This window comes from Pseudoflavonifractor sp. MCC625 (genome assembly GCF_018784545.1).
In the GTDB taxonomy this organism is placed as follows: domain Bacteria; phylum Bacillota; class Clostridia; order Oscillospirales; family Oscillospiraceae; genus Pseudoflavonifractor_A; species Pseudoflavonifractor_A gallinarum.
On record NZ_WQOJ01000022.1, the window covers coordinates 49,234 to 70,214 of the forward strand.

The window sequence follows — 20,981 nt, forward strand, 5'->3', positions numbered from 1 at the left end:
CTATGTCTGATACCCATTCCATCCATGTCATCGCCCACATCCACACCCAGTTCCCCACGAAATTCGGCATCCCCCGTCAGAGTGGTCTGGTGGAAGAACTGCGGGGGACGGTGGTCTTTGAGCCGGAATACCGCAATCCCGACGCCCTGCGGGGTTTGGAGGCCTTTTCCCACATCTGGCTGATCTGGCAGTTTTCCGGTGCGGTACGGGAGAACTGGTCCCCCACCGTCCGCCCGCCCCGTCTGGGCGGCAACCGGCGGATGGGTGTGTTTGCCACCCGCTCTCCCTTCCGCCCCAACCCCATCGGGCTCTCCTCCGTGCGCCTTCTGGGCGTGGAACACCATCCGGAGCTGGGCCCCGTACTCCAGGTGGCCGGGGCTGACCTGATGGACGGCACGCCCATCTACGACATCAAGCCCTATATTGCCACCGACCTCCATCCGGATGCCGCGGGCGGCTTTACTTCCGGTCTCGACGAGCGCAGACTGGAGGTGGAGTTTCCCCCCGCTCTTCTGGAGCAGATCCCCGAGGTGCACCGCTCCGCCCTGCTGGGGGTGCTCTCCCGGGACCCCCGTCCCAGCTATCAGAAGGATTCCGACCGTCTCTACGGCCTGGCCTTCGCCGGATGGGATATCCAATTTACCATTTGGGAAGGCGTCCTCACCGTCCGCCATGTCCGCCCCTGCTGACCCGGGGCACACTGAAAAGGAGTCTTTATGACCTATTCTCTCTATCAACTTCTCTGGCTCTTCCTGCTCTACTCCCTTTTGGGCTGGTGTGCCGGCGTCGTGGCGTCCTCCCTGCGCAAACATGCCTTTATCAACACCGGTTTCCTCAACTTGCCCCTGTGCCCCATCTATGGCACGGCCGCCGTCCTCTTTTCCATTTTTCTCCCGGAACTGGCCCAAAACCTCTTCTTCCTCTTCCTGGGCGGCGCAGTACTCTCTGCCTTCCTGATCTTTGTGACCGGCTTCCTGCTGGAGCGCATTTTTCACCGGAAATGGTGGGACTTCACCCAGCACCGTTTTCAGTTTGAGGGGTATATCTCGGTTCCCCTTCTGGCCCTCTGGGGCGCCCTGGCCGTGGTATGCATCCGGCTGGGGAATCCCCTTCTTCTGCATCTGACACAGCTCATCCCCCGTTCCGTCGGCCAGACCATTCTGGCTGTGGTCTACGGACTGGTGGGGCTGGACTTCCTGCTCTCCCTGGTCTCGGTCCTCCAGCTGCGCTTCCGGGTCAAAAAGCTCACCGAACTGGAGGAGGACTTCCGCAATCTGTCCAATCAGTTCGGAAATGCCATTACCGGACGCATTCAGCGCCGTGTGATCCACGCCTATCCCAACCTGGAAACCGAAAAAATCGTCAAAACACAGAAGGAAGCTAACCGCCGGGAAAAGTCCCTTGTCTTTGCACAGGGCTGCTGCTTTCACAAGCTGGTGTGGCTCTTTGTCATCGCCGCCTTTTTGGGCGATATCATTGAGACGGTCTTCTGCCGCTTTACCCTTGGCTGGTGGATGAGCCGTTCCAGCGTGGTGTGGGGCCCCTTCAGCGTGGTGTGGGGACTGGGCGCAGTCATGCTCACCGCGGCCCTCTATAAATACAAGGATAAGAGCGACGGCTCCATCTTTTTGGCCGGGACCATCCTGGGCGGCGCCTATGAATATGTGTGCAGCGTCTTTACCGAGCTGGTCTTCGGCACCATCTTCTGGGATTACAGCCACCTCCCCTTCAACCTGGGCGGGCGGATCAATCTGCTCTTCTGCTTCTTCTGGGGGATCGCTGCGGTGGTCTGGCTCAAGTACATCTACCCCCCGCTCTCCCGTCTCATCGAGCGCATTCCCATCCGCTGGGGCCGTGTGGGAACCTGGGTGCTTCTGGTCTTTATGGTGTGCAATATGTCCCTCTCCGCCCTGGCGCTGGCCCGCTACTCGCAGCGCCAGACTCAGCCGGATGCCCCTCAGAATGCCGTGACCGCTTTCCTGGATGCCCGCTTCCCCGACGCACGGATGGAACGGATCTATCCGAAGGCTGAAATTGTAAACTGAATTCTCCACATTTTACGGCTCCATTGTGGAAAATCTATTGTGCCAGGAGGTCTTCTTCATGCCCAAATCCCAGGGACTTGTCCTCTATTATAACGCTTCCACCCCGCAGGAAGCCGCGAAAGCCCGCCTCGTTTTCATCCGTATGGGTCTGCGGATCAAGCTGATCTCCATGGAAGAATTGGGACAGGCGGTGGGCTCCTTTGCGGGTCTGGAGGTACCGCCCCCTCCCGCTGCCGATCCTGTTTCCATTGAGGAGAGCATTCTGGTCTTCTCCGGCCTTCCGGGGCGTGCGCTGGATCAGACGCTGGCCGCCCTGCGCAAGGCCGGGATCCCCCGCTCGGTCTACAAGGCCGTCCTGACCCCTGGAAATGCCTCCTGGTCTTTCTATCAGCTCTATCAGGAGCTCTGTAAGGAGCGGCAGGCCATCGAAGATGGCAATTCTCCCGATTGACTTCGACAATCCTCTATTTTATTAAGCAAGATTATAAAATTTTTCTCAAAAACAACTTTTTGCTTGTCCCGTGCGTCAAAAAGAGGTAAGCTTAGTGTTCGGTAGCGATCGGACGCAGGGCTTACCCCTGCCGTCAGTCTATGGAAAGGCAGGTGCGGCGCACTTTGAGCATCAATTATGACCAGCTTCTGGATCTGGCCACCGAGCTTGGCTTCCGTCTGATGGAGACGGGAGCCGAGATCTACCGGGTGGAGGAATCCGTACAATACATTCTGCGGGCATACGGTGTGGAGACCGGCGAGGTCTTTGCCATTCCCAACTGCCTGATCGTCAGTCTCACCGATACCGCAGGGCACGCCAGCACACGGGTGCGGCGGATCCCCGCCCACGGAACGGACATCTCGCTTCTGGAGTCCTACAACGAATTCTGCCGGAACATCGTACAGTCGCCTCCCCCGCTGGAAGAGGCCCTGAACCGCATGGAGGCCATCTCCGCCCGGCACTTCGTCTACCCCTTCCCCGTGATGCTCCTGGCCTATTTTGTGGGCGGCGGGGCATATTCCCTGTTTTTTGGCGGGGACTGGACCGACGGCATCTGCGGCGGACTGTGCGGCGTGGCCATCGGGCTGTGTCTCCGGCTACTGGGCCCCCTTGGCGCCAACTCCTTTGTGCGCACCATGGCTGCCGGAGCGGTAGCCGCCCTGTGCGCACTGGTTCTGGTGGGCATGGGTCTGGGACACAATCCGGACTTTATCACCATCGGCGCGCTGATGATCCTGGTGCCGGGGATCGCCTTTACCAATGCCATGCGGGATATCATGGCCGGTGATCTGACATCAGGGGTCAACAAAGTGGTGGAGGCCCTCCTCATCGCCACCGCCATCGCACTGGGAACCGGCTTTGTTCTGAGCCTGGCTCCGACGGTCTAAGGGGGTGGATGTGTTGGAACTGTTCACCTTCTCCTACTTTCTCCCCTGTCTCTACGCCTTTGTGGGCTGCGTGGCCTTTGCCGTCTCCTTCAATATCCACGGCCGTGAGATCCCCATTTCCGCCCTGGGCGGCGCGGTAGGCTGGCTGGTCTATCTGATCTCCGCCCCCTGGTTCCCGGGTGAGGTCGTGCGGTATTTTCTGGCCTCCCTGGCCCTCACCGCTTACTGTGAGGGGATGGCCCGGGTGCGCAAATGTCCCGCCACTTCCTATCTTCTGATCTCGATTTTCCCCCTGGTCCCGGGCGCCGGCATCTACTATACGATGGAGTATGCCGTCCACGGTGAGACCGCCCTCTTCCTTCAGCAGGGAATGGATACACTGAGCCTGGCCGGCGCGCTGGCGCTGGGCATCCTGCTGGTGACCTCCATCATGCGTATGTGGACCCTCTTCTGCCGCCGGACCAGGCGGACTTCCGCGCAAAGGAGATGATCTCTTGCCCCGCTACGACTATGTGCTCTTTGATGCGGATAACACCCTGTTTGACTTCGATCTGGCCGAGCGCCGGGCGCTCCAGGCTGCGCTGGAGGCCCACGGCTATCCCTTCAATGACCTGACGGAGCAGCTCTATCTCTCCGTGAATCGAGCGCTCTGGCACCGGTTTGATCTGGGCACCATTGACAAGGATACCCTCCTGCGGGAGCGCTTTGCCGTCTTTTCCCGTGTGATGGGCGGAGAGGACGATCCGGAGGAATTCAACCGCTTCTATCTCGACCGTCTGGCCGAGGGGAGCGATCTGCTTCCCGGTGCAGAGGCCCTCTGCCGCGCCCTTGCGCCCCACTGCACCCTGGCCATCGTCACCAACGGAGTCTCCCATGCCCAGCGGGGCCGCTTCTATGCCTCGCCCCTCCCGCCCCTCTTTTCCGGGCTGTATATCTCCGGCGAATTGGGCGTGAGCAAGCCCCAAAAGGCCTTTTTTGATGCAGTTCTTCAGGACCTGCATATCCCGTCCCATGCCCGTACCGTCGTGGTAGGGGATAATCTGCTCTCCGATATTCAGGGCGGGATCAACGCGGGTCTCGACACCATCTGGTACAATCCCCGGAAGCTTCCCAATCCCAACGGCCCGTTCCCCACATTTGAGGTATCGGATTTTGACGCGCTGCGCACGCTGCTCCTGTGCTGATTTTATTTCCTGAAATGAGGTACATATCCCATGTCTAACGTCAAGCGTTCCTCTTACCGCCGCCCGCCCCGGCGTCCCTCTCTCCCTCTGCTGGCCGCCGGCCTGGTGGTCTGCGCAGGACTGCTGCTGGCGCCTACGCTGACCCGCGCATTTTCGTCGGATTCCCCATCTTCCTCCAGTCCCACCCCCTCCCCTTCTGCGGCCGCTCCCTCCGTAACTCCGGTGGCCCCTTCCGTTGCCACGCCGCCTCCTGCCGCGCTGAGCGCCGCACCCCAGGCTTCTCCCACCCCCGCGCCTGCTGCCGAGTCCCCTGCGCCCGCCGGTAATGGTACCTACGACTATACCAAGCCGGCTCCCGCCTCTGACCCGGTCGATATGTCCTATTTCTCCGACGCGCTCTTTATCGGAGACTCCCGTACCGAGGGTCTCCAGCTTTACAGCGGCATTGAGGGCGCCTCCTTCTACTGCTATAAGGGCATCACCATTTTTGACGTGATGCAGGAGAATCCCAAAAAGCTCATCACCATCAACGGGCAGAAATATTCCATTGTGGACGCGCTCTCCGCTGAGGCCGGGAAGTACAGCAAGGTGTACATCTCCCTCGGCATCAACGAGCTGGGCTATTACGACGACCAGGGCTTCCACGACAAATTTGCCGCCCTCATCGATCACATTCGGGAAACCCAGCCCAACGCCATTATCTATCTCCAGAATCAGGTGCCGGTCAATCCCACGCTCTGCGCCAAAAACTGGCCCTCTTATGTAAACAACGACAAGGTCGCCGTCTACAACGGCATCTTTGAGCAGCTCGCCGAGGAGAAGCAGGTGGTTCTGCTGGATGTGGCCTCTGCCCTCTCCAACTCCGACGGGATCCTGGCCCAGGAAAACACCGTGGATGGCGTGCATTTCACCACCAGCTGGTACAAGACCTGGCTCACCTATCTGATGAATCACACCGTGGACCCCGCTCTCCTGTAACCCATGTGACCTACATGACACTATAACAATAGAAAGGAAGTCTTGCTCCATGCGTCCCTCCCTCTTCCGGCGGCTTCTTCCTCTGGCTGCCCTCTGTCTCCTGCTCTCTGCCTGCGGCGGAAAAGCTGCCACCCCCTTTGATCCTGCGGCCACGGCCCAAGCCCTTCAGGACTCCGGCGCCTTTTCTGAGCCTCTGGAGTCCATGTCTCAGGACCTGGCCTGCGGGACTCTCTACGCCATTGACAGCGCCGATGTGACCGGATGTGCCGTCTACACTACGCCCACCGCCGGCGCGGAAGAGATCGCTGTCTTCACCCTGGTGGATGAGGATGCCGCGAAGAGTGCCTTGGACGCTCTGACCCAGCGGGTCGCGGACCAGAAGGAGGCGCTGGAGAATTACCAGCCCGACGAGGTTTCCAAGCTGGACAACGCTATTTTGGAGCAGCGGGGCAACTCCGTCCTGCTGGCAGTGGCCGCCGATGCGGATGCTGCACAAAAGGCGCTGGACGCCCTGAAGTAAGCAGAATTTTGATACGGCCTGGTGGAGAATGTGCCATTCTCTACCAGGCCGCTTTTTTGTGGCTATCTTTTCCTTCCTCTTTTTCCAAATCATACAGGCTTTCGGCACCTGCTTTTGCAATCCTCATCCAAGAAAAGGCGCTTTTTTTCTTTTCTGTGCAATTAAATGAATATCTCTGTCTCTTTTTAGACTATATATAATTTTTGACAGTTTTACTTGCATTCTTTTGTGAAAATGCTATAATGCAAAGTGTCAAAGCTTTGAGGAGGAATGTCACATGGGCCACAAATATGTTTATCAGTTCAGTGAAGGCAACGGCAAAATGCGTGAGCTGCTGGGCGGTAAAGGCGCCAACCTGGCCGAGATGACCAATCTCGGTATGCCTGTACCCCAGGGCTTTACCGTAACCACCGAGGCCTGCACTCGTTATTATGAGGATGGCCGTGCCATCGCCCCGGAGATCCAGGCTGAGATCTTGGAGTACCTCTCCAAACTGGAGGAGACCACCGGAAAGCAGTTTGGCAACGCCTCCAATCCTCTGCTGGTCTCGGTGCGCTCCGGCGCCCGTGCCTCCATGCCCGGCATGATGGACACCATCCTGAACCTGGGCCTCAACGACAGCGTCGTGGTGGGCCTGGCTGAAAAATCGAAAAATCCCCGCTTTGCCTATGACTCCTACCGCCGCTTTATCCAGATGTTCTCCGACGTGGTCATGGAGCTCTCCAAGAGCCGCTTTGAGGAGATCATCGACGATGTCAAGGCCAAAAAGGGCGTCGTACACGACATCGATCTGGATACCGAGGATATGAAGACCCTGGTGGAGCGCTTCAAGGCCTTCTACAAGGACGAGAAGGGCGAGGACTTCCCCCAGGACCCCAAGCAGCAGCTGATGGAGGCGGTAAAGGCCGTCTTCCGCTCCTGGGATAACGACCGCGCCAATGTCTATCGCCGCATGAACGAGATCCCCTATGACTGGGGCACCGCCGTCAACGTGCAGTCCATGGTCTTCGGCAACTTCGGCAGCACCTCCGGTACCGGCGTGGCCTTCACCCGCAACCCCGCCACTGGCGAAAAGCACCTGTTCGGCGAGTACCTCATCAACGCCCAGGGCGAAGACGTGGTGGCCGGTGTCCGTACTCCCAGCAATATCTCCAAGCTCCAGGAGGAGATGCCTGAGGTCTACAACCAGTTCGCCGCCATCGCCTCCAAGCTGGAGCAGCACTATAAGGATATGCAGGATATGGAGTTTACCATTGAGAACGGCAAGCTCTATATGCTCCAGACCCGCAACGGCAAGCGTACTGCCGCCGCCGCCCTGAAGATCGCGGTGGATCTGGTGGACGAGGGCGCCATCACCGAGAAGGAGGCCGTCCTCCGCGTGGAGCCCAAGCAGCTGGACTCCCTGCTCCATCCCCAGTTCGATGCCGACGCCCTCAAGAAGGCGGTGCCCATCGGCAAGGGCCTGGCTGCCTCTCCCGGCGCTGCCTGCGGCAAGGTGGTCTTTACCGCCGAGGACGCCAAGGAGTGGACCGACCGGGGCGAGCAGGTCATCCTGGTCCGCCTGGAGACCTCTCCCGAGGATATCGAGGGCATGCACGCGGCCAAGGGTATCCTGACCGTTCGCGGCGGCATGACCTCTCACGCCGCCGTGGTGGCCCGCGGCATGGGCACCTGCTGTGTTTCCGGCTGCGGTGAGATCGTGGTGGACTACGCCAAGAAGCAGTTTGAGCTGGGCGGCAAGGTCTATCAGGAGGGCCAGTACATCTCTCTGGACGGCTCTACCGGCAACATTTACGGTGAGGCCATCCCCACCGTTCCCGCCGATGTCTCCTCCGGCGACTTCGGCCGTTTCATGGAGTGGGCTGACCGCTACCGCCAGCTGGAAGTCTACACCAATGCCGATACCCCCACTGACGCCCGCCAGGGCCGCGCCTTTGGCGCCCAGGGCATCGGTCTGTGCCGTACGGAGCATATGTTCTTTGAGGAGAGCCGCATCAAGGCCATGCGCGAGATGATCGTGGCTGACAACGAGGCCGACCGCCGCCGCGCTCTGGCGAAGCTCCTCCCCTTCCAGCAGAGCGATTTTGAGGGCATCTATGAGGCTATGGAGGGCCATCCGGTGGTCATCCGCTTCCTGGATCCCCCGCTGCATGAGTTCCTTCCCACTAAGGAAGAGGATATCCGGGAGATCGCCAACGAGATGGGCATCACCGTGGAAAAGCTCCACAATGTCATCAGCAGCCTCCACGAGTTTAACCCCATGATGGGTCACCGCGGCTGCCGCCTGGCTGTCTCCTATCCCGAAATCGCCGAGATGCAGGCTACCGCTATCATTACTGCCGCCCTGAACGTGCAGAAGAAGCATCCCGATTGGACCATGGTCCCCGAGATGATGATCCCCCTGGTGGGCGAGGTCAAGGAGCTCAAGTACGTCAAGGACGTGGTGGTTGCCGTCGCTGACAAGCTGATCGCCGAGTCCGGTCTGTCCATGAAGTATGAAGTGGGCACCATGATCGAGATCCCCCGCGCCGCTCTCACGGCGGACGAGATCGCCAAGGAAGCTGAGTTCTTCTCCTTCGGCACCAACGATCTGACCCAGATGACCTTCGGCTTCAGCCGTGATGATGCTGCCAAGTTCCTCAGCTATTACTATGACAAGAAGGTCTACGAGTCCGATCCCTTCGCCCACCTGGATCAGAAGGGTGTTGGCAAGCTGGTCGACATGGCGGTCAAGCTGGGCCGCTCGGTCCGTCCCGAGATGCACCTGGGCATCTGCGGTGAGCACGGCGGCGATCCCACCAGCGTGGAGTTCTGCCACCGCGTGGGTCTGAACTATGTCTCCTGCTCTCCCTATCGTGTGCCCATCGCCCGTCTGGCTGCCGCCCAGGCTGCTATCAAGAACCCCCGCAAGTAAGAGTTCTGTCATTCACCATTGGATTTGATGAAGCACAAACCTTCTATAAATCCCATGGATACGGCATAAAACCGTCAAAATGGCATGATTTAACCGTGGAGGTTTATATCTAATCGCCAAAACCCCCGTACATTCCCAATTGGGCAATGTGCGGGGGTTTTTTATTGTTATTTTGGGCTGTTTGTACAAATCTAAACGGGAACGCAAAAATGTATTCTGATTTCAAAAATACATTTTGTCCATGCTCGCTGCTATTTTCACAGCAGCCAGTTCCGTAATTTTGGACGAATTCAGCTTTCAGTAAAGGGGGCCATTATGGGACGAGACGATCAAAGGCAAGCAGTAAAAAACATTCCCTTGGAACAACTGAAGCCATTTAAGAATCATCCCTTTCAGGTACGAGACGATGAGGAATTTCGGCGTCTTGTTGAGAGCATTGAAATTCACGGTGTAATTCATCCAGCGGTGGCTCGCCAGATTGGTGAGGAATGCTATGAACTAATTTCTGGTCATCGACGCAAAGCGGCTTGTGAAGTATTGGGTTACTCTGAGATGCCTGTTTTAGTCCGGTCTATGACGGATGATGAGGCAGTTGTAAACATGGTAGATGCAAACCTTCAGCGTGAGACGATTCTCCCAAGTGAAAGAGCCTTTGCATACAAAATGAAGTTGGCAGCTATGAGCCATCAGGGGCGTAAAGGATTTACTTCCGCCCAACTTGGGCGGAAGTGTGTCGGAAAAGAATCCAGAGAGTTAATTGCTGAACAAGTCGGTCAAAGTCGCAACCAAATTTCTCGCTATATCCGTCTTACTGAATTAATACCAGAAATTCTTGAAATGGTTGATAATCGAAAAATCGCATTGAATCCAGCTGTATCTATTTCCTACTTGGACAAGAAGCAACAAAAGCTACTATATAAGGTGATGGTAGCACTAAAAGCAACCCCATCTATTTCTCAGGCAAAAGCCATCCGAGAAAAGGCCAGTGAATCAGACTTCACAGAAGATTCCTTGGTTTCTATCTTATCGAAAAAGAAACCAAACCAGAGAGAGCCGATGATTGTTGAAGAAGAAGAAATCAAGCAGTATTTCCCCTCGCATTACAATAGTGAACAGATGCACAACACGATTTTACTGTTGATTAGGAATTGGAGTAAAAAGCGTGGCTACACACAATAAAAGGTCATTATACCTTGTCACAACAGGGAGCAGAAAATTTTTCTGCTCCTTTTTTTATTTTTTGCGCAACAAACGGCCTCTGCCGTGGCCTACAAGTGAGAGTTACATCTCATGGACCTTGAAAATTCAGAAGAACATCAGGTACAACCGTCCCTCGGAGAGCCACTCCGGTGATACGCCATGACGCCTACGGGTCGAGCGACTTCCCTATCGCCGGTAAAGAGCTTGATAACTTGAGGCCACGATCCAGGGACAGGGGGAAAACTTACACTCAGCCACAGTCCGAGCGTTAAAAGCGTCGCAGGCAATGGGAGTGTCCGGTACAGAACCGTGATAAATGAATCCTAAATCAAAAGGATGCCGAAATGTTCTTGATTTTAAGAAAACCCAAGGGGGTAGTTTACCCTCTTTACATTCCATCTTCTGTTCAATACACAGGAGGAAACTGAAATGAACACACAAATTATCGCCATCGCCAACCAGAAAGGCGGCGTTGGCAAGACAACCACCTGCGCAAACCTGGGTATCGGGCTGGCACAGGCCGGGAAGAAAGTGCTGCTGATCGACGGGGACCCGCAAGGAAGTCTGACCATCAGCCTGGGCCACCCCCAGCCGGACAAGCTCCCCTTTACCCTGTCCGACGCGATGGGCCGTATCCTGATGGACGAGCCGCTGCGCCCCGGCGAGGGTATCCTGCATCACCCGGAGGGCGTTGACCTGATGCCCGCTGACATCCAGCTCTCCGGCATGGAGGTCTCTCTGGTGAACGCCATGAGCCGAGAGACAATCCTGCGGCAGTATCTGGACACCCTCAAGGGACAGTATTCCCAGATCCTGATTGACTGTCAGCCCTCCTTGGGGATGCTTACGATCAATGCGTTGGCTGCTGCCAATAGGGTAATAATCCCCGTCCAGGCGGAGTATCTGCCCGCCAAGGGCTTGGAACAGCTGCTCCAGACGGTCAATAAGGTGAAACGGCAGATCAACCCCAAGCTCCAGATCGACGGTATCCTGCTGACGATGGTGGACAACCGCACCAACTTTGCCAAGGAGATTGCGGCTCTGCTGCGAGAAACCTACGGCAGCAAAATCAAAGTGTTCGGAACTGAGATTCCCCATTCCGTCCGGGCAAAGGAAATCAGTGCCGAGGGCAAGAGTATTTTTGCCCATGACCCCAAGGGCAAAGTGGCCGAGGGTTACAAAAATCTGACCCAGGAGGTGATGAAACTTGAAAAGCAGCGCGAAAAAAGTAGAGCTTGCTCCATACGATGACTTGTTTTCCACCGAAGAAAGCCGCCAGGATGCCAAGCTGGAGAAGGTACGGGAAATCCCGCTGTCTGAACTGCATCCTTTCAAGAACCATCCCTTCAAAGTCAAGGATGACGAAGCCATGATGGAGACCGCCAACAGTGTACGGCAGTACGGTGTTCTGGTTCCGGCGATTGCTCGCCCGGACCCGGAGGGTGGCTATGAGCTGGTAGCCGGTCACAGGCGGCACCGGGCCAGTGAACTGGCCGAGAAAGAAACCATGCCGGTCATTGTCCGCGACCTGGACGATGATGCCGCCACCATCATCATGGTGGACAGCAACTTGCAGCGGGAAAGCCTGCTTCCCAGCGAGAGAGCCTTTGCCTATTGAAGCGGCGGTGCGGGAGCACTTCGACGGGATGTATCTCAGCCGTGATGCTGCCAAGGATGTGATTGAGACCTACGGTATTGACCGGGTGATGTTTGTTCTGGCCAATACCGTCCAGCTCCAGGACTGGGATGGTCGTTACTCGCCCCGCAACAAGGCGTGGGCAAAGACCATTCCCAACGACAACTCCGATACTGTCCGCTATTGTAGAGAATCCCAAACCCCACGGAAAGAGCTACAACAAGTGGTTGGGCGACCAGGCCAAGCCCTCCCATCGGGAATTGCTGCGTGTTGCCATTGACAACGCCCTGGAACAAAAGCCTGCCGACCTGGACGAGTTGCTGAAGCTGCTCCGAAAATCTGGCTGTGAAGTATCCAAGCGCGGGAAATCCTACCGTTTGAAGCTCCCAGGCTGGAGCAAAGTATCCCGCCTGGACAGTCTGGGTGATGGCTACACCCTGGAAGACCTGTTGGCCGTCCTCGCCGGTCAAAAGGTGCATACGCCCCGTCAGAAGCCGGTCAAGCGGGCAGATTTGCCGAAGGTCAATCTGCTAGTTGACATCCAGGCAAAGCTCCAGGCCGGAAAAGGTGTCGGATATGCGAGATGGGCCAAGGTCTTTAACCTGAAACAGATGGCGCAGACCGTGAACTATCTCACCGAGCATAACCTGCTGGAGTATGCAGTGCTGGAGGAAAAGGCTGCTGCGGCCACGGCCCACAACAATGAGCTATCCGCAAGAATCAAGGCTGCGGAGAAACGAATGGCGGAGATCGCCGTCCTGCGGACTCACATCATCAACTACGCCAAGACTCGTGACACCTATGTGGCCTATCGGAAGGCTGGTTACTCCAAAAAATTCCGAGAGGAACATGAGGAGGGGATTCTGCTCCATCAGGCGGCCAAAAATGCCTTTGATGATATGGGGGTCAAGAAGCTTCCCAAAGTCAAGGAGCTACAAGCCGAATACGCCCGGCTCCTAGAGGAAAAGAAAAAGACATATACCGAGTACCGGCGCTCCCGTGAGGAAATGCGGGAGCTACTGGCGGCAAAGGCCAATGTGGATCGGCTCTTAAATATGGAAATGGCATACGACATGGAAAAAGAAAAAGGTCACGATCAGCGGTAAGCTGATCGTGACCCAGTAGGTCGTATAAGTGGCCATCAGCACATAGAAATAGTTGATGCGGTGTCAGAGGCATCTTCCAAAACATGAGAGTTAACGATCTGGCTTCCTGCATACATCAGATACTTTATTCCACTTGCTATGGCCATCTCCTCTGCGGCTGCTTGCTTCGCTTTTACCACAGTATCGTCAATTTTATTATCTCCTTTGACTTCAATCAGCTGGTAGGACCCATCCGCCATTTTTGCCAAGAAGTCCGGATAGTATTGACGGATTCTGCCCGATTCCGGGTCATAATAATGCACGGAAAGATCTCCCTGATTGGAGGTAAACATTCCTGTGAAGTATACTTCTTTGACTTTTCCACTGGTGATATACTGCATAAAACATTCTTTCTCTGGGATAGAATCGAAGCAGTAGGTATCAGCATGGAAACTTTTCTTGATTTGTTCCGGGGTAAAGCCGGGATAACGATTTGTAATGACCAGGTCATCCTTTGCAGAAAATTCGTAATATCCAGCTTCTTTGGGTTCACGCAGCAGGACCAGCTCTTTATCCTCCGTTTTCAGTTCCGCCGTGATATCAAAGAGCGCATGAAACACGCCTGGGATAATGTAGTCATCCAGAACTGCGTTATAGCGGTTGACTGCATCCAAGATCACATCTGCGCCATCTACGGATTCCCTCAAGATCTTTGCCGCAAGGATACAGGAAATGTTCAAGTATCGTGCTACTTCTCCAGCAAGGGAGTATTCGCTGTACTTCATATTCTCCTGCAGGTAGTCAATGTTTTTTTCTTTGACTGTAGTATCCCGTGCAAGGCTGTCACGCTCATACATGGTGCTGGCGTATTTAGAAAGGTCGGCTCCTGCCAGTTTGAAGTCTACCGGCTGGGAGTATTCTTTTTTGTGAAGGGTATACTCATGCCATACACGCTTTAGGGTAATTGTCCTCGGAGGCGGAAGCACACGCACCTGGTATTTGTGGCGGTTATCATTTGATGGCTTTTTGATATCTTTGATCTCCATGTTGAAGTTCTTGTGGAGTTCGTCATCCAAAGTATCATAGTTTTCTTTGGAGAGGAACACCGTAGCCGTCAAACGCTCATCCGTGATGGCACGGAGACAACGCATGGTGGCCTGGAGAACAAATATCTTTGATTTGGGGCTACGGAAAAGTGCGACGCCAAACAAAGAGCGACAGTTCCATCCCTCCTTACCCTTTTCAACAAGAATAATGAATTGCTTCTCATTACCCTCTGTTCCAGGAACATCCAGATTGTTGAAGTCTCTGATATCATCGTTCTTGGTGTATTTTGCGTCTCCCACATTCAAAAGAATTTTCGAGGCCGGAACACCGAGCTTGGCCAGAATTCTTTCAAGTGCCGGTTTTACCTCTGTTGCGGCTTCCTCAACACCCGCAGCATAGATGGCCAGCTTGGGATTCAGGCCATCGTAAATCCGGCCACCATAACGCTCCCAGAACGTAGTTACCACAGCGGTGAGGAATTCCTCGCTTTTTACATTTTCGTACCCGATAGGGTCCGCATCTTTCAAGAAGCCGTTCCAGATGGATTCTCGCAGACCATAAGCATAAACCACCTCCGGCAGGAGTTGATTCTTAACATACGGCGTACCGGTATAGTTATAGCAAGCAACAATAGAAGTGTTTGCCGCAAGCAGATTGATGGTGTCGCGGAGACTTGTTTTGTTTGCGCCGCTCGATCTGATCTGTTTTTCCAAGTCGGCTCCAAAAAGATGATGGGCCTCATCGACATAGACGCCAAGCTGCGGAAGGCGGCAGAGCTTTTTGAACCTCTGGTTATCCATCAGAGTGGAATCATCCCACGCATCGTCTTCGACATCTGCACTGTCTGTACCGTAAACTGCGGAAAGCAGGGAGCCGGAACCGCTGAACAGAGTTTCGGCAACTGTTGTTTCTTTCCGCTTCTTTTTTACGATGATCTTCTGTGTGTTGGAGATGATGATATTGAAGTCGGAATCATCAATTGTATGCAGAATCGTACCTGTTTCGTCCAGGAAGTGGAATTTGATGTTTGCATCCAATACACGGGCATACTCCGACGGCACAACCTTCGTTTTGTCAAAGGTCATAATTTCACGGAGGGACTGCAAAACGGTCTTATCCGGTGCAAACACGAGTGCATTGTGGCAAAATCGCTTATCTCGTGGATACTTGTTTGCAAGCAGAAACTCATAGAAAATACAGGTAGCCATGAGAATGGTCTTACCAAGGCCCATGGTGAGAGCGTAAATATAGTTTGGATAATCCTCACGGTACTTTTTCATCTGCTTGAAGATCGTATCCGTTTGCTTTTCAGTCGGTGCATCGAAAAGGCGAATTTGACCGCCCTTATCAACAGCATAATAGGATGCATCAGAAAATCGGTCCCTTCTGTTACGCCAATCGTCGAACATCTCATAGACCTGTTTGTTGTTCATGAATTCCTTCACAAACACATACATTTCCAGTGCCTCAAACTGCGGCTTACGCAGGAACGCATGAGGATTTTCCTCGCTGTCATTATACGCAAGAAATTTTCTTGTGAGATCATTGTAACGGGAACGGATTTTTCCACGGTTGGTGGTGTAGTAGTACCAAAGCTGTTGATTAAAGGAAAAATTTGAATCAAAGGCAGCAGCCATTTAACGCACCTCCACTTCCAGTGACTCGGAGAGCAGATCGGTGATTTTCACTTTGATAGTGCCAGCATTTTCAGGAATATCATAGATGCCGCTCACCATCTCGTTCTTGCCGGGAACATCTGTCACGACAGGCTGCATAACTACACCGTCGTAGTTCCAGTCGATCATGATGGAGTCAACCAACTGCCGCCAGTCCTCCACATACTCTTTCTGGAGAGAGAGTTTTTGCAGGAGATTCATCGGGTAGAAAGCGCGGATAACCAGCTTATCTCCTTCACGGACGATTTCCGCCTCAGAGTCACGCTTGAGCTGGAGATCTTTTTTATCGCGGAGGATGTCCACAATCTGAATATCTACTTTGTACTCGATCAGTTCCTGCTCCAGAGCGCCTTTCAAATCAGGTTCATGTCCCATACAAATGATGGTCATGCGTTCCACAGGTTGGTTCGGATTTTCTCCCTTGCGCTTCTCATAGGTTTTATAGGGCAGATTGGCAAGAAGTTCCTTTAAATCTGCCTTTGTAGCGATACGGTTGACCGGCATGATTTTTACCATCCGGCCATCCAGTTCGCCGTCCCAAACATCACTTTGCGGGAATGGCTGGATCTCCAGTGCAGAAATCAACAAATCGCGGGCTTCCACCGGATTGCGGAAAAAGTCGTAATTGTTGACGTTGTAAACTTCGAAGCCAGTATATTTGATATCACTTGCCGCTTCCATACTAGTTTGCCCATCTTCCAAATCTTTGGCCACCGACAGCAGGCGCTTTGTCGTGGTTTGAATCGCCCCAAGATTGATGTCTGCGCCGATGAAGCGCCTGCCAAGTTTCATAGCCACAGCTTGAGTTGTGCCACTCCCCATAAAGCAATCAAAAACAAGATCACCAGGGTTTGTAGATGCACGAATAAGTTTCATCAAAAGTTCTTCCGGTTTTTGAGTGGGGTAATCTGTACGAACAGAAGCCGCTTGATTTTCGATGTCTACAAAGAAATAGTCACTTGCTGATTTTCCTGCTCGCAAATAGTCTCTAACAACCCATTCTGGATGTGTAATTTCATATTCAGGGCTTACATCTTTGGCACTTCGAATAGGGCTACCAACTATATTTCGGCCACACAAACGATATCTACCAATCTCATCTTCAAATTTATATTTTTTTATTGTCGATTCGGATAATGGCTCCATAACCATTTCATCAGACCAATTAAATACTGGCATTTTATCTTTTTTATAAAACAAAATATCATCATGAGTGCGTTTCCATGTCGACTTTATTGCACTACGTGTTGAGTACATCCATACAAGGGAATTCAAATGGTTATCTGCCCCAAAAACTTCATCCATGATAATCCTTAAATAATGCATTTTGTGATAATCGCAATGAAGATAGATTGCCCCTTTATCCGATAGTAGCTCTCTCATGATTAGTAGACGTTCATACATAAACTGGAGGTACTCATCATTTGTCCAGATGTCTCCATATTGTTTTTCTTCAAAGGATGAACCATCGCTTGTGGTTTTTCCAATCCCTTTAACTTCAACTTTCTTTTTATAATCTGCTTTGCTATCAAATGGAGGATCAATATAGATAAGATCAATCTGTCCCCGATACTCTTTTAACAGATGGCTCATAACCTGGAGATTGTCACCCCAGAAAATTTTATTGATCCAACCGTTCTGCTCGGTTCCATATGTCTCCCGCAATTGTGCAGGATAATACTGTGTAGAACGGTACGGACGCTTGCCGGTCCAACGCAGTTCCGGGAATCCTTTAATCGTCGGTCGCTGTTCAAATTCAAAAGTCAGTTGCTCACTGTTTTCCATTTTCGTCAATCCTCCTGAATAGTTTCGATTCTTAGTTGCTGTTCGATATCCGATACAGCCAGCGGAATGTACTGTCCCTCCGCGGTAAGGCTGCGTCCAAATATACCGTCGAGTATTGTTTGATTTTGCATCAAAAACTGCGGATTGTTTTCCAGATAAGCATTCAAGCATTCAAGCGTTTGTGAATCAGAGAGTTTTTCCAGCAATGCCATTCTATCGACTATCCCGGCATTGCTGAGATTTTCAACACCTTCTGAAACTTTTTTCTTTCCAGCCGCTATTTCTGCCATCCCGACAAGTATCTTCATTAACTCTTGTATTGCTTCTTCTTGAGTTAGTGACTTTGGTTCGGTATCATTGGTCTTCATCGTCTCCGTTGAAAGAACTTCGCACGCAGTTTCGGTTGACAATTGTGTGCCCTCTTCCTTTCGGACATTGACCTGTGTCTCGGCTTTCTTCGCTTTATGCCTATCCCATAATTTCTTTATTCCGTAGGTGGCTCCGGTAATCGTAGCCATAATTAAAGCACCTATCACCGCAGAGCCTGGATCAATTCCACCTGACGGCTCTCCATCCTCATCATTGTCATCATTCAAAGGGCTGATAGTAACGCGATTTGCTATTGAGCCGTCTGTCCGTCTCGCATAGAAATTATCCGATAAATTACCGTTTTGGTAATCCTCGTAGTCTTCATCAGTAAGACCAATTTTTAAGCCTCTCTCTGGGTCGTATATATCCGGCATTGTTATTTCCCCCTGCAATAGAATCGAAAGTCGCACGTATTACAGACCTTCGGGTCTTCAGCGCAGCGGCGAAAATCCTTCTTCATAATCTTCTTGACCGTATCATCAAATGCCGCCATTGTACCTTCCACAGCAGATTTTGTGTACGGATAGGTAATCGTCGGCACACCGCTGTCTTCGCCAGTATAGTAAATGTGCATTTTGCTGACCTTCTTTCCGGTGCGCTCCTCCACAAGATGGGCATAGATATGAAGCTGCCGACGATATCGCTCGAGCTGTTCGCGGTCCTTCTCCATGTCGGGTTTGCGCTGGGATTTAAAGTCTACAATTTCAACTGTATCTCCTTCGCCGCGAATCAGATCGACTTTGCCCTCAATAATATAATCCGGTTTCACAAGAGATACATCCACCTCGGCCTGTTGAATAGCCGACCAATCTCCATGTTGTCTGTCCACATAGCGGAGCACCTGTTTCAAAGCTGCCTCGCGCTGAGGGCCAGCCAGGTATGTATGCTCTGTTTTTGTAAGCGACACATAATTGGAATCGAACCAGCGACTTATATTTTCCGTGGTAATCGTTTGCTCTTCATTTCGCAAAGCAGCCCGGTGAATATCCTCAATCGTTTCATGCACCAGAGTACCAAAGAGCATAGCGTTCGCACGGACCGGCATAAATTCCAATTCCTTGTAGAACTTATATTGCAAGGCGCAAGTTTCGTAAACCGAAATGTGCGATGTGAACGAGTAGGTATTCTTGATGTTTACATCTTTGATTGGCTTAAAGTCAAACTCTTGTATGTCAAATCCAGAGCTGTCCAAGGATTGCAGTTCCCCATAGATTTCTTTGAAATAGTTGCTGGGGGTCCGATTGTCCTCATTACAGGTCAGAATAAGCAGATCTTGTGCACGGGAAAATGCCGTGTAGTAGAGTCGCCAGAAGTCAAAGAACTTCGTAACCTCATGCGGTTCAAAAGCAGGACGCTTGAAGTAACGCTCCTCAATCTGCATCATCAGGTCATTTGTGTTCTTTCTTGGTACATTCGATAAAGAATCTACCAAAACAATCGGGAACTCCATACCCTTGGACTGGTGGATCGTCAGGAACGATACACATCCGCTGGGGGCATACTCAGAATCATCTTCATACTCCGTGATTCCCCCATCAAAGAGGAGGCGCAAATAAAGGTTGAAAAGCATCTCCGTATTCTGATCAATACGGCGTTTGCCACGATATTCGGTTGCATCCAAAACGTCCACTCGGTGAAGGTATTCAAACTTGCCGATGATTTGCGTCAGCTTCGCAAGATTTCGCGTGGGGCGGATGTCAACCACACCAACATCCATCTCTGTATCAAGAATCCCTGCAAAAGGCTGAAACTCAAAAAGCTGATACATCAATCCGCAATAGGCATAGTCCGTGGCATCAGTCAGACTGACATGGACTTTTCCTCTGCGGCGTATCCATTTCAAAAGTTCTGAATTTTCTGGTCGCATAAGATATTCATTTGCCAGCATGATGCAATTCCGGTAGTAAGTCAGGTGCTCTGGACGGAGAAATACATAATCGCCATTCTCTAATCCTTGCACATAGCGCGGGAACATAAGCATCAGGCATCCAAGAGCTAGGCGTATCTCATCACGCTGAAAAAACATATCTGAGCGTGGCGAATAAACATTTATGTGGTTTTGTTCCAAAAAACGGGCAAGTGCTGTGACACGGGGATGCTTTACAGATTGGAAGAGAAAGGCAATTTGATTATAGTCCGTGAGCTTGCCTGAGTCTTTAAGGTCATTGATAAAATTCAGAATTTTCTCATGCCACTCATCAGGATCATTATCACTGGCGAGTTTCACGACCGCTGGACTATGAAGCAATGTTTTCTCGTGCGGTTCAATCTGCTTGGTATACCGGAAATTGTCCCAGCTAAACTTGAACTTTGCGCCATCCGTGGTAGCCATCCACCTGTTGTAGAAATCAACAATGTCACTGTTAGAACGGTAGTTGACGACTAGCGGAATAATACGACACTCACCATCCGCAAACTTCTGCGGGAACTCCAATATATTTCGGATTGTTGCTCCACGAAAACGGTAGAGACCCTGGTCATCGTCACCAACTACACAGATGTTCTTTCTGTCTCCGGCGAGAAGAAATACCAACTGCTCCTGGATAAAGTTCGTATCCTGATATTCATCAACCATGAGGTGTGTAATTTGGGAACGCAATTCATCCAGTATTTCTGCATTTTCTCGAAGAAGATGATAGGCTTCAATCTGAATAGAAGAAAAGTCCATCAAATTCCCTTCAGCGAGAATGTCGCGATACTCTTTAAGCATTCGCCCAAGAGCTGCAATTGATTGATCCGCATCGGCCATTAATTCTTCGGGGGTTACGAGTTCTTCAGAGAGGTTATTTACATAATTGCAGACAGCGGCTGCTTGTTTCCATGCACCACCATTCGGCAGAGCAATTTCAATTTGAGGGATACTTCTAAATCGATGGATATTCTGGAAAACCATGTACTGTTGATCGAAAGCATCCAAAAGGCGATAGTTTCTGCGAAGCCGAGTATATTCTAGATGTTCTTTTAGAATTCGAAGGCAGAGGGAGTGAAATGTACCGATATACATTTCGTTAATATTCGCCGCAATGCCTCTATTGGACAGCTCGTTTGTGATTCTTGTTATTAGTTCTTTAGCTGCTTTCTCGGCCGGGCGTAAAATTTTGTGTAAGCGATTTTCGACAAAGTCAAGAATGGCGCTGGAAAGCAGGGCGGATTCTGGCCTGG

15 protein-coding genes and 3 pseudogenes are annotated in these 20,981 nt (G+C 52.3%); 14 read left to right on the forward strand and 4 right to left on the reverse strand.

What is annotated here, in order from left to right:
* The first annotated feature begins 2 nt into the window (after positions 1–2).
* From tsaA to GPK94_RS06220, 14 genes and pseudogenes are all read left to right on the forward strand, one after another.
* Positions 3–689 (forward strand): tRNA (N6-threonylcarbamoyladenosine(37)-N6)-methyltransferase TrmO, encoded by a 687-nt coding sequence (gene tsaA / locus GPK94_RS06155; RefSeq protein ID WP_186963924.1) that lies wholly within the window; start codon positions 3–5, stop codon positions 687–689.
* A gap of 27 nt (positions 690–716) precedes the next feature.
* Positions 717–2,045 (forward strand): putative ABC transporter permease, encoded by a 1,329-nt coding sequence (locus GPK94_RS06160; protein WP_193538208.1) that lies wholly within the window; start codon positions 717–719, stop codon positions 2,043–2,045.
* A 58-nt stretch (positions 2,046–2,103) separates the two neighbouring features.
* Complete coding sequence (locus tag GPK94_RS06165) at positions 2,104–2,496, forward strand: DUF3783 domain-containing protein (protein WP_101691532.1); 393 nt, start codon at positions 2,104–2,106, stop codon at positions 2,494–2,496.
* Between the two features lie 164 nt (positions 2,497–2,660).
* Positions 2,661–3,425: a threonine/serine exporter family protein gene (locus GPK94_RS06170; protein ID WP_252192534.1), complete on the forward strand. Its 765-nt coding sequence runs from the start codon at positions 2,661–2,663 to the stop codon at positions 3,423–3,425.
* A 13-nt stretch (positions 3,426–3,438) separates the two neighbouring features.
* Positions 3,439–3,915 (forward strand): threonine/serine exporter family protein, encoded by a 477-nt coding sequence (locus GPK94_RS06175; RefSeq protein WP_215655081.1) that lies wholly within the window; start codon positions 3,439–3,441, stop codon positions 3,913–3,915.
* A gap of 4 nt (positions 3,916–3,919) precedes the next feature.
* Complete coding sequence (locus GPK94_RS06180; RefSeq protein ID WP_186963922.1) at positions 3,920–4,609, forward strand: YjjG family noncanonical pyrimidine nucleotidase; 690 nt, start codon at positions 3,920–3,922, stop codon at positions 4,607–4,609.
* 30 nt (positions 4,610–4,639) lie between these two features.
* On the forward strand, positions 4,640–5,587 hold the full coding sequence (locus GPK94_RS06185; RefSeq protein ID WP_193538202.1) for a GDSL-type esterase/lipase family protein: 948 nt from the start codon (positions 4,640–4,642) through the stop codon (positions 5,585–5,587).
* A 49-nt stretch (positions 5,588–5,636) separates the two neighbouring features.
* Positions 5,637–6,107: a DUF4358 domain-containing protein gene (locus GPK94_RS06190; RefSeq protein ID WP_101691538.1), complete on the forward strand. Its 471-nt coding sequence runs from the start codon at positions 5,637–5,639 to the stop codon at positions 6,105–6,107.
* Between the two features lie 277 nt (positions 6,108–6,384).
* Complete coding sequence (gene ppdK / locus GPK94_RS06195) at positions 6,385–9,021, forward strand: pyruvate, phosphate dikinase (RefSeq protein WP_215655088.1); 2,637 nt, start codon at positions 6,385–6,387, stop codon at positions 9,019–9,021.
* 315 nt (positions 9,022–9,336) lie between these two features.
* The gene (locus tag GPK94_RS06200; RefSeq protein ID WP_215655090.1) at positions 9,337–10,200 is read left to right on the forward strand and encodes a ParB/RepB/Spo0J family partition protein; all 864 of its coding nucleotides are present in this window, start codon (positions 9,337–9,339) and stop codon (positions 10,198–10,200) included.
* 450 nt (positions 10,201–10,650) lie between these two features.
* Entirely contained in the window at positions 10,651–11,472 is an 822-nt protein-coding gene (locus GPK94_RS06205) for a ParA family protein (protein WP_209346000.1), read from the forward strand.
* Positions 11,429–11,836, forward strand: a pseudogene (locus GPK94_RS06210) (ParB/RepB/Spo0J family partition protein); the annotation flags it as partial. The gene GPK94_RS06205 and the pseudogene GPK94_RS06210, both read left to right, overlap by 44 nt.
* Positions 11,835–12,038: pseudogene (locus GPK94_RS06215) on the forward strand (DUF3849 domain-containing protein); the annotation flags it as partial. The pseudogenes GPK94_RS06210 and GPK94_RS06215, both read left to right, overlap by 2 nt.
* Positions 12,037–12,963 (forward strand): annotated as a pseudogene (locus GPK94_RS06220) (relaxase); the annotation flags it as partial. The pseudogenes GPK94_RS06215 and GPK94_RS06220, both read left to right, overlap by 2 nt.
* A 35-nt stretch (positions 12,964–12,998) precedes the next feature.
* On the opposite strand, the gene GPK94_RS06225 reads toward GPK94_RS06220, so the two are convergent.
* The 4 genes from GPK94_RS06225 to GPK94_RS06240 all read right to left on the reverse strand — a co-directional run.
* Positions 12,999–15,626, reverse strand: a complete 2,628-nt coding sequence (locus GPK94_RS06225; RefSeq protein WP_215655092.1) for a TnsA endonuclease N-terminal domain-containing protein — start codon at positions 15,624–15,626, stop codon at positions 12,999–13,001.
* Positions 15,627–17,450, reverse strand: coding sequence for a site-specific DNA-methyltransferase (locus tag GPK94_RS06230; RefSeq protein ID WP_215655094.1), 1,824 nt, complete (start codon positions 17,448–17,450; stop codon positions 15,627–15,629).
* A gap of 5 nt (positions 17,451–17,455) precedes the next feature.
* Entirely contained in the window at positions 17,456–18,193 is a 738-nt protein-coding gene (locus GPK94_RS06235; protein ID WP_215655096.1) for a hypothetical protein, read from the reverse strand.
* Positions 18,194–18,195: 2 nt separating this feature from the next.
* Positions 18,196–20,981 (reverse strand): ATP-dependent DNA helicase (locus tag GPK94_RS06240; RefSeq protein ID WP_215655098.1); only part of this gene is annotated, 2,786 nt, incomplete at its 5' end.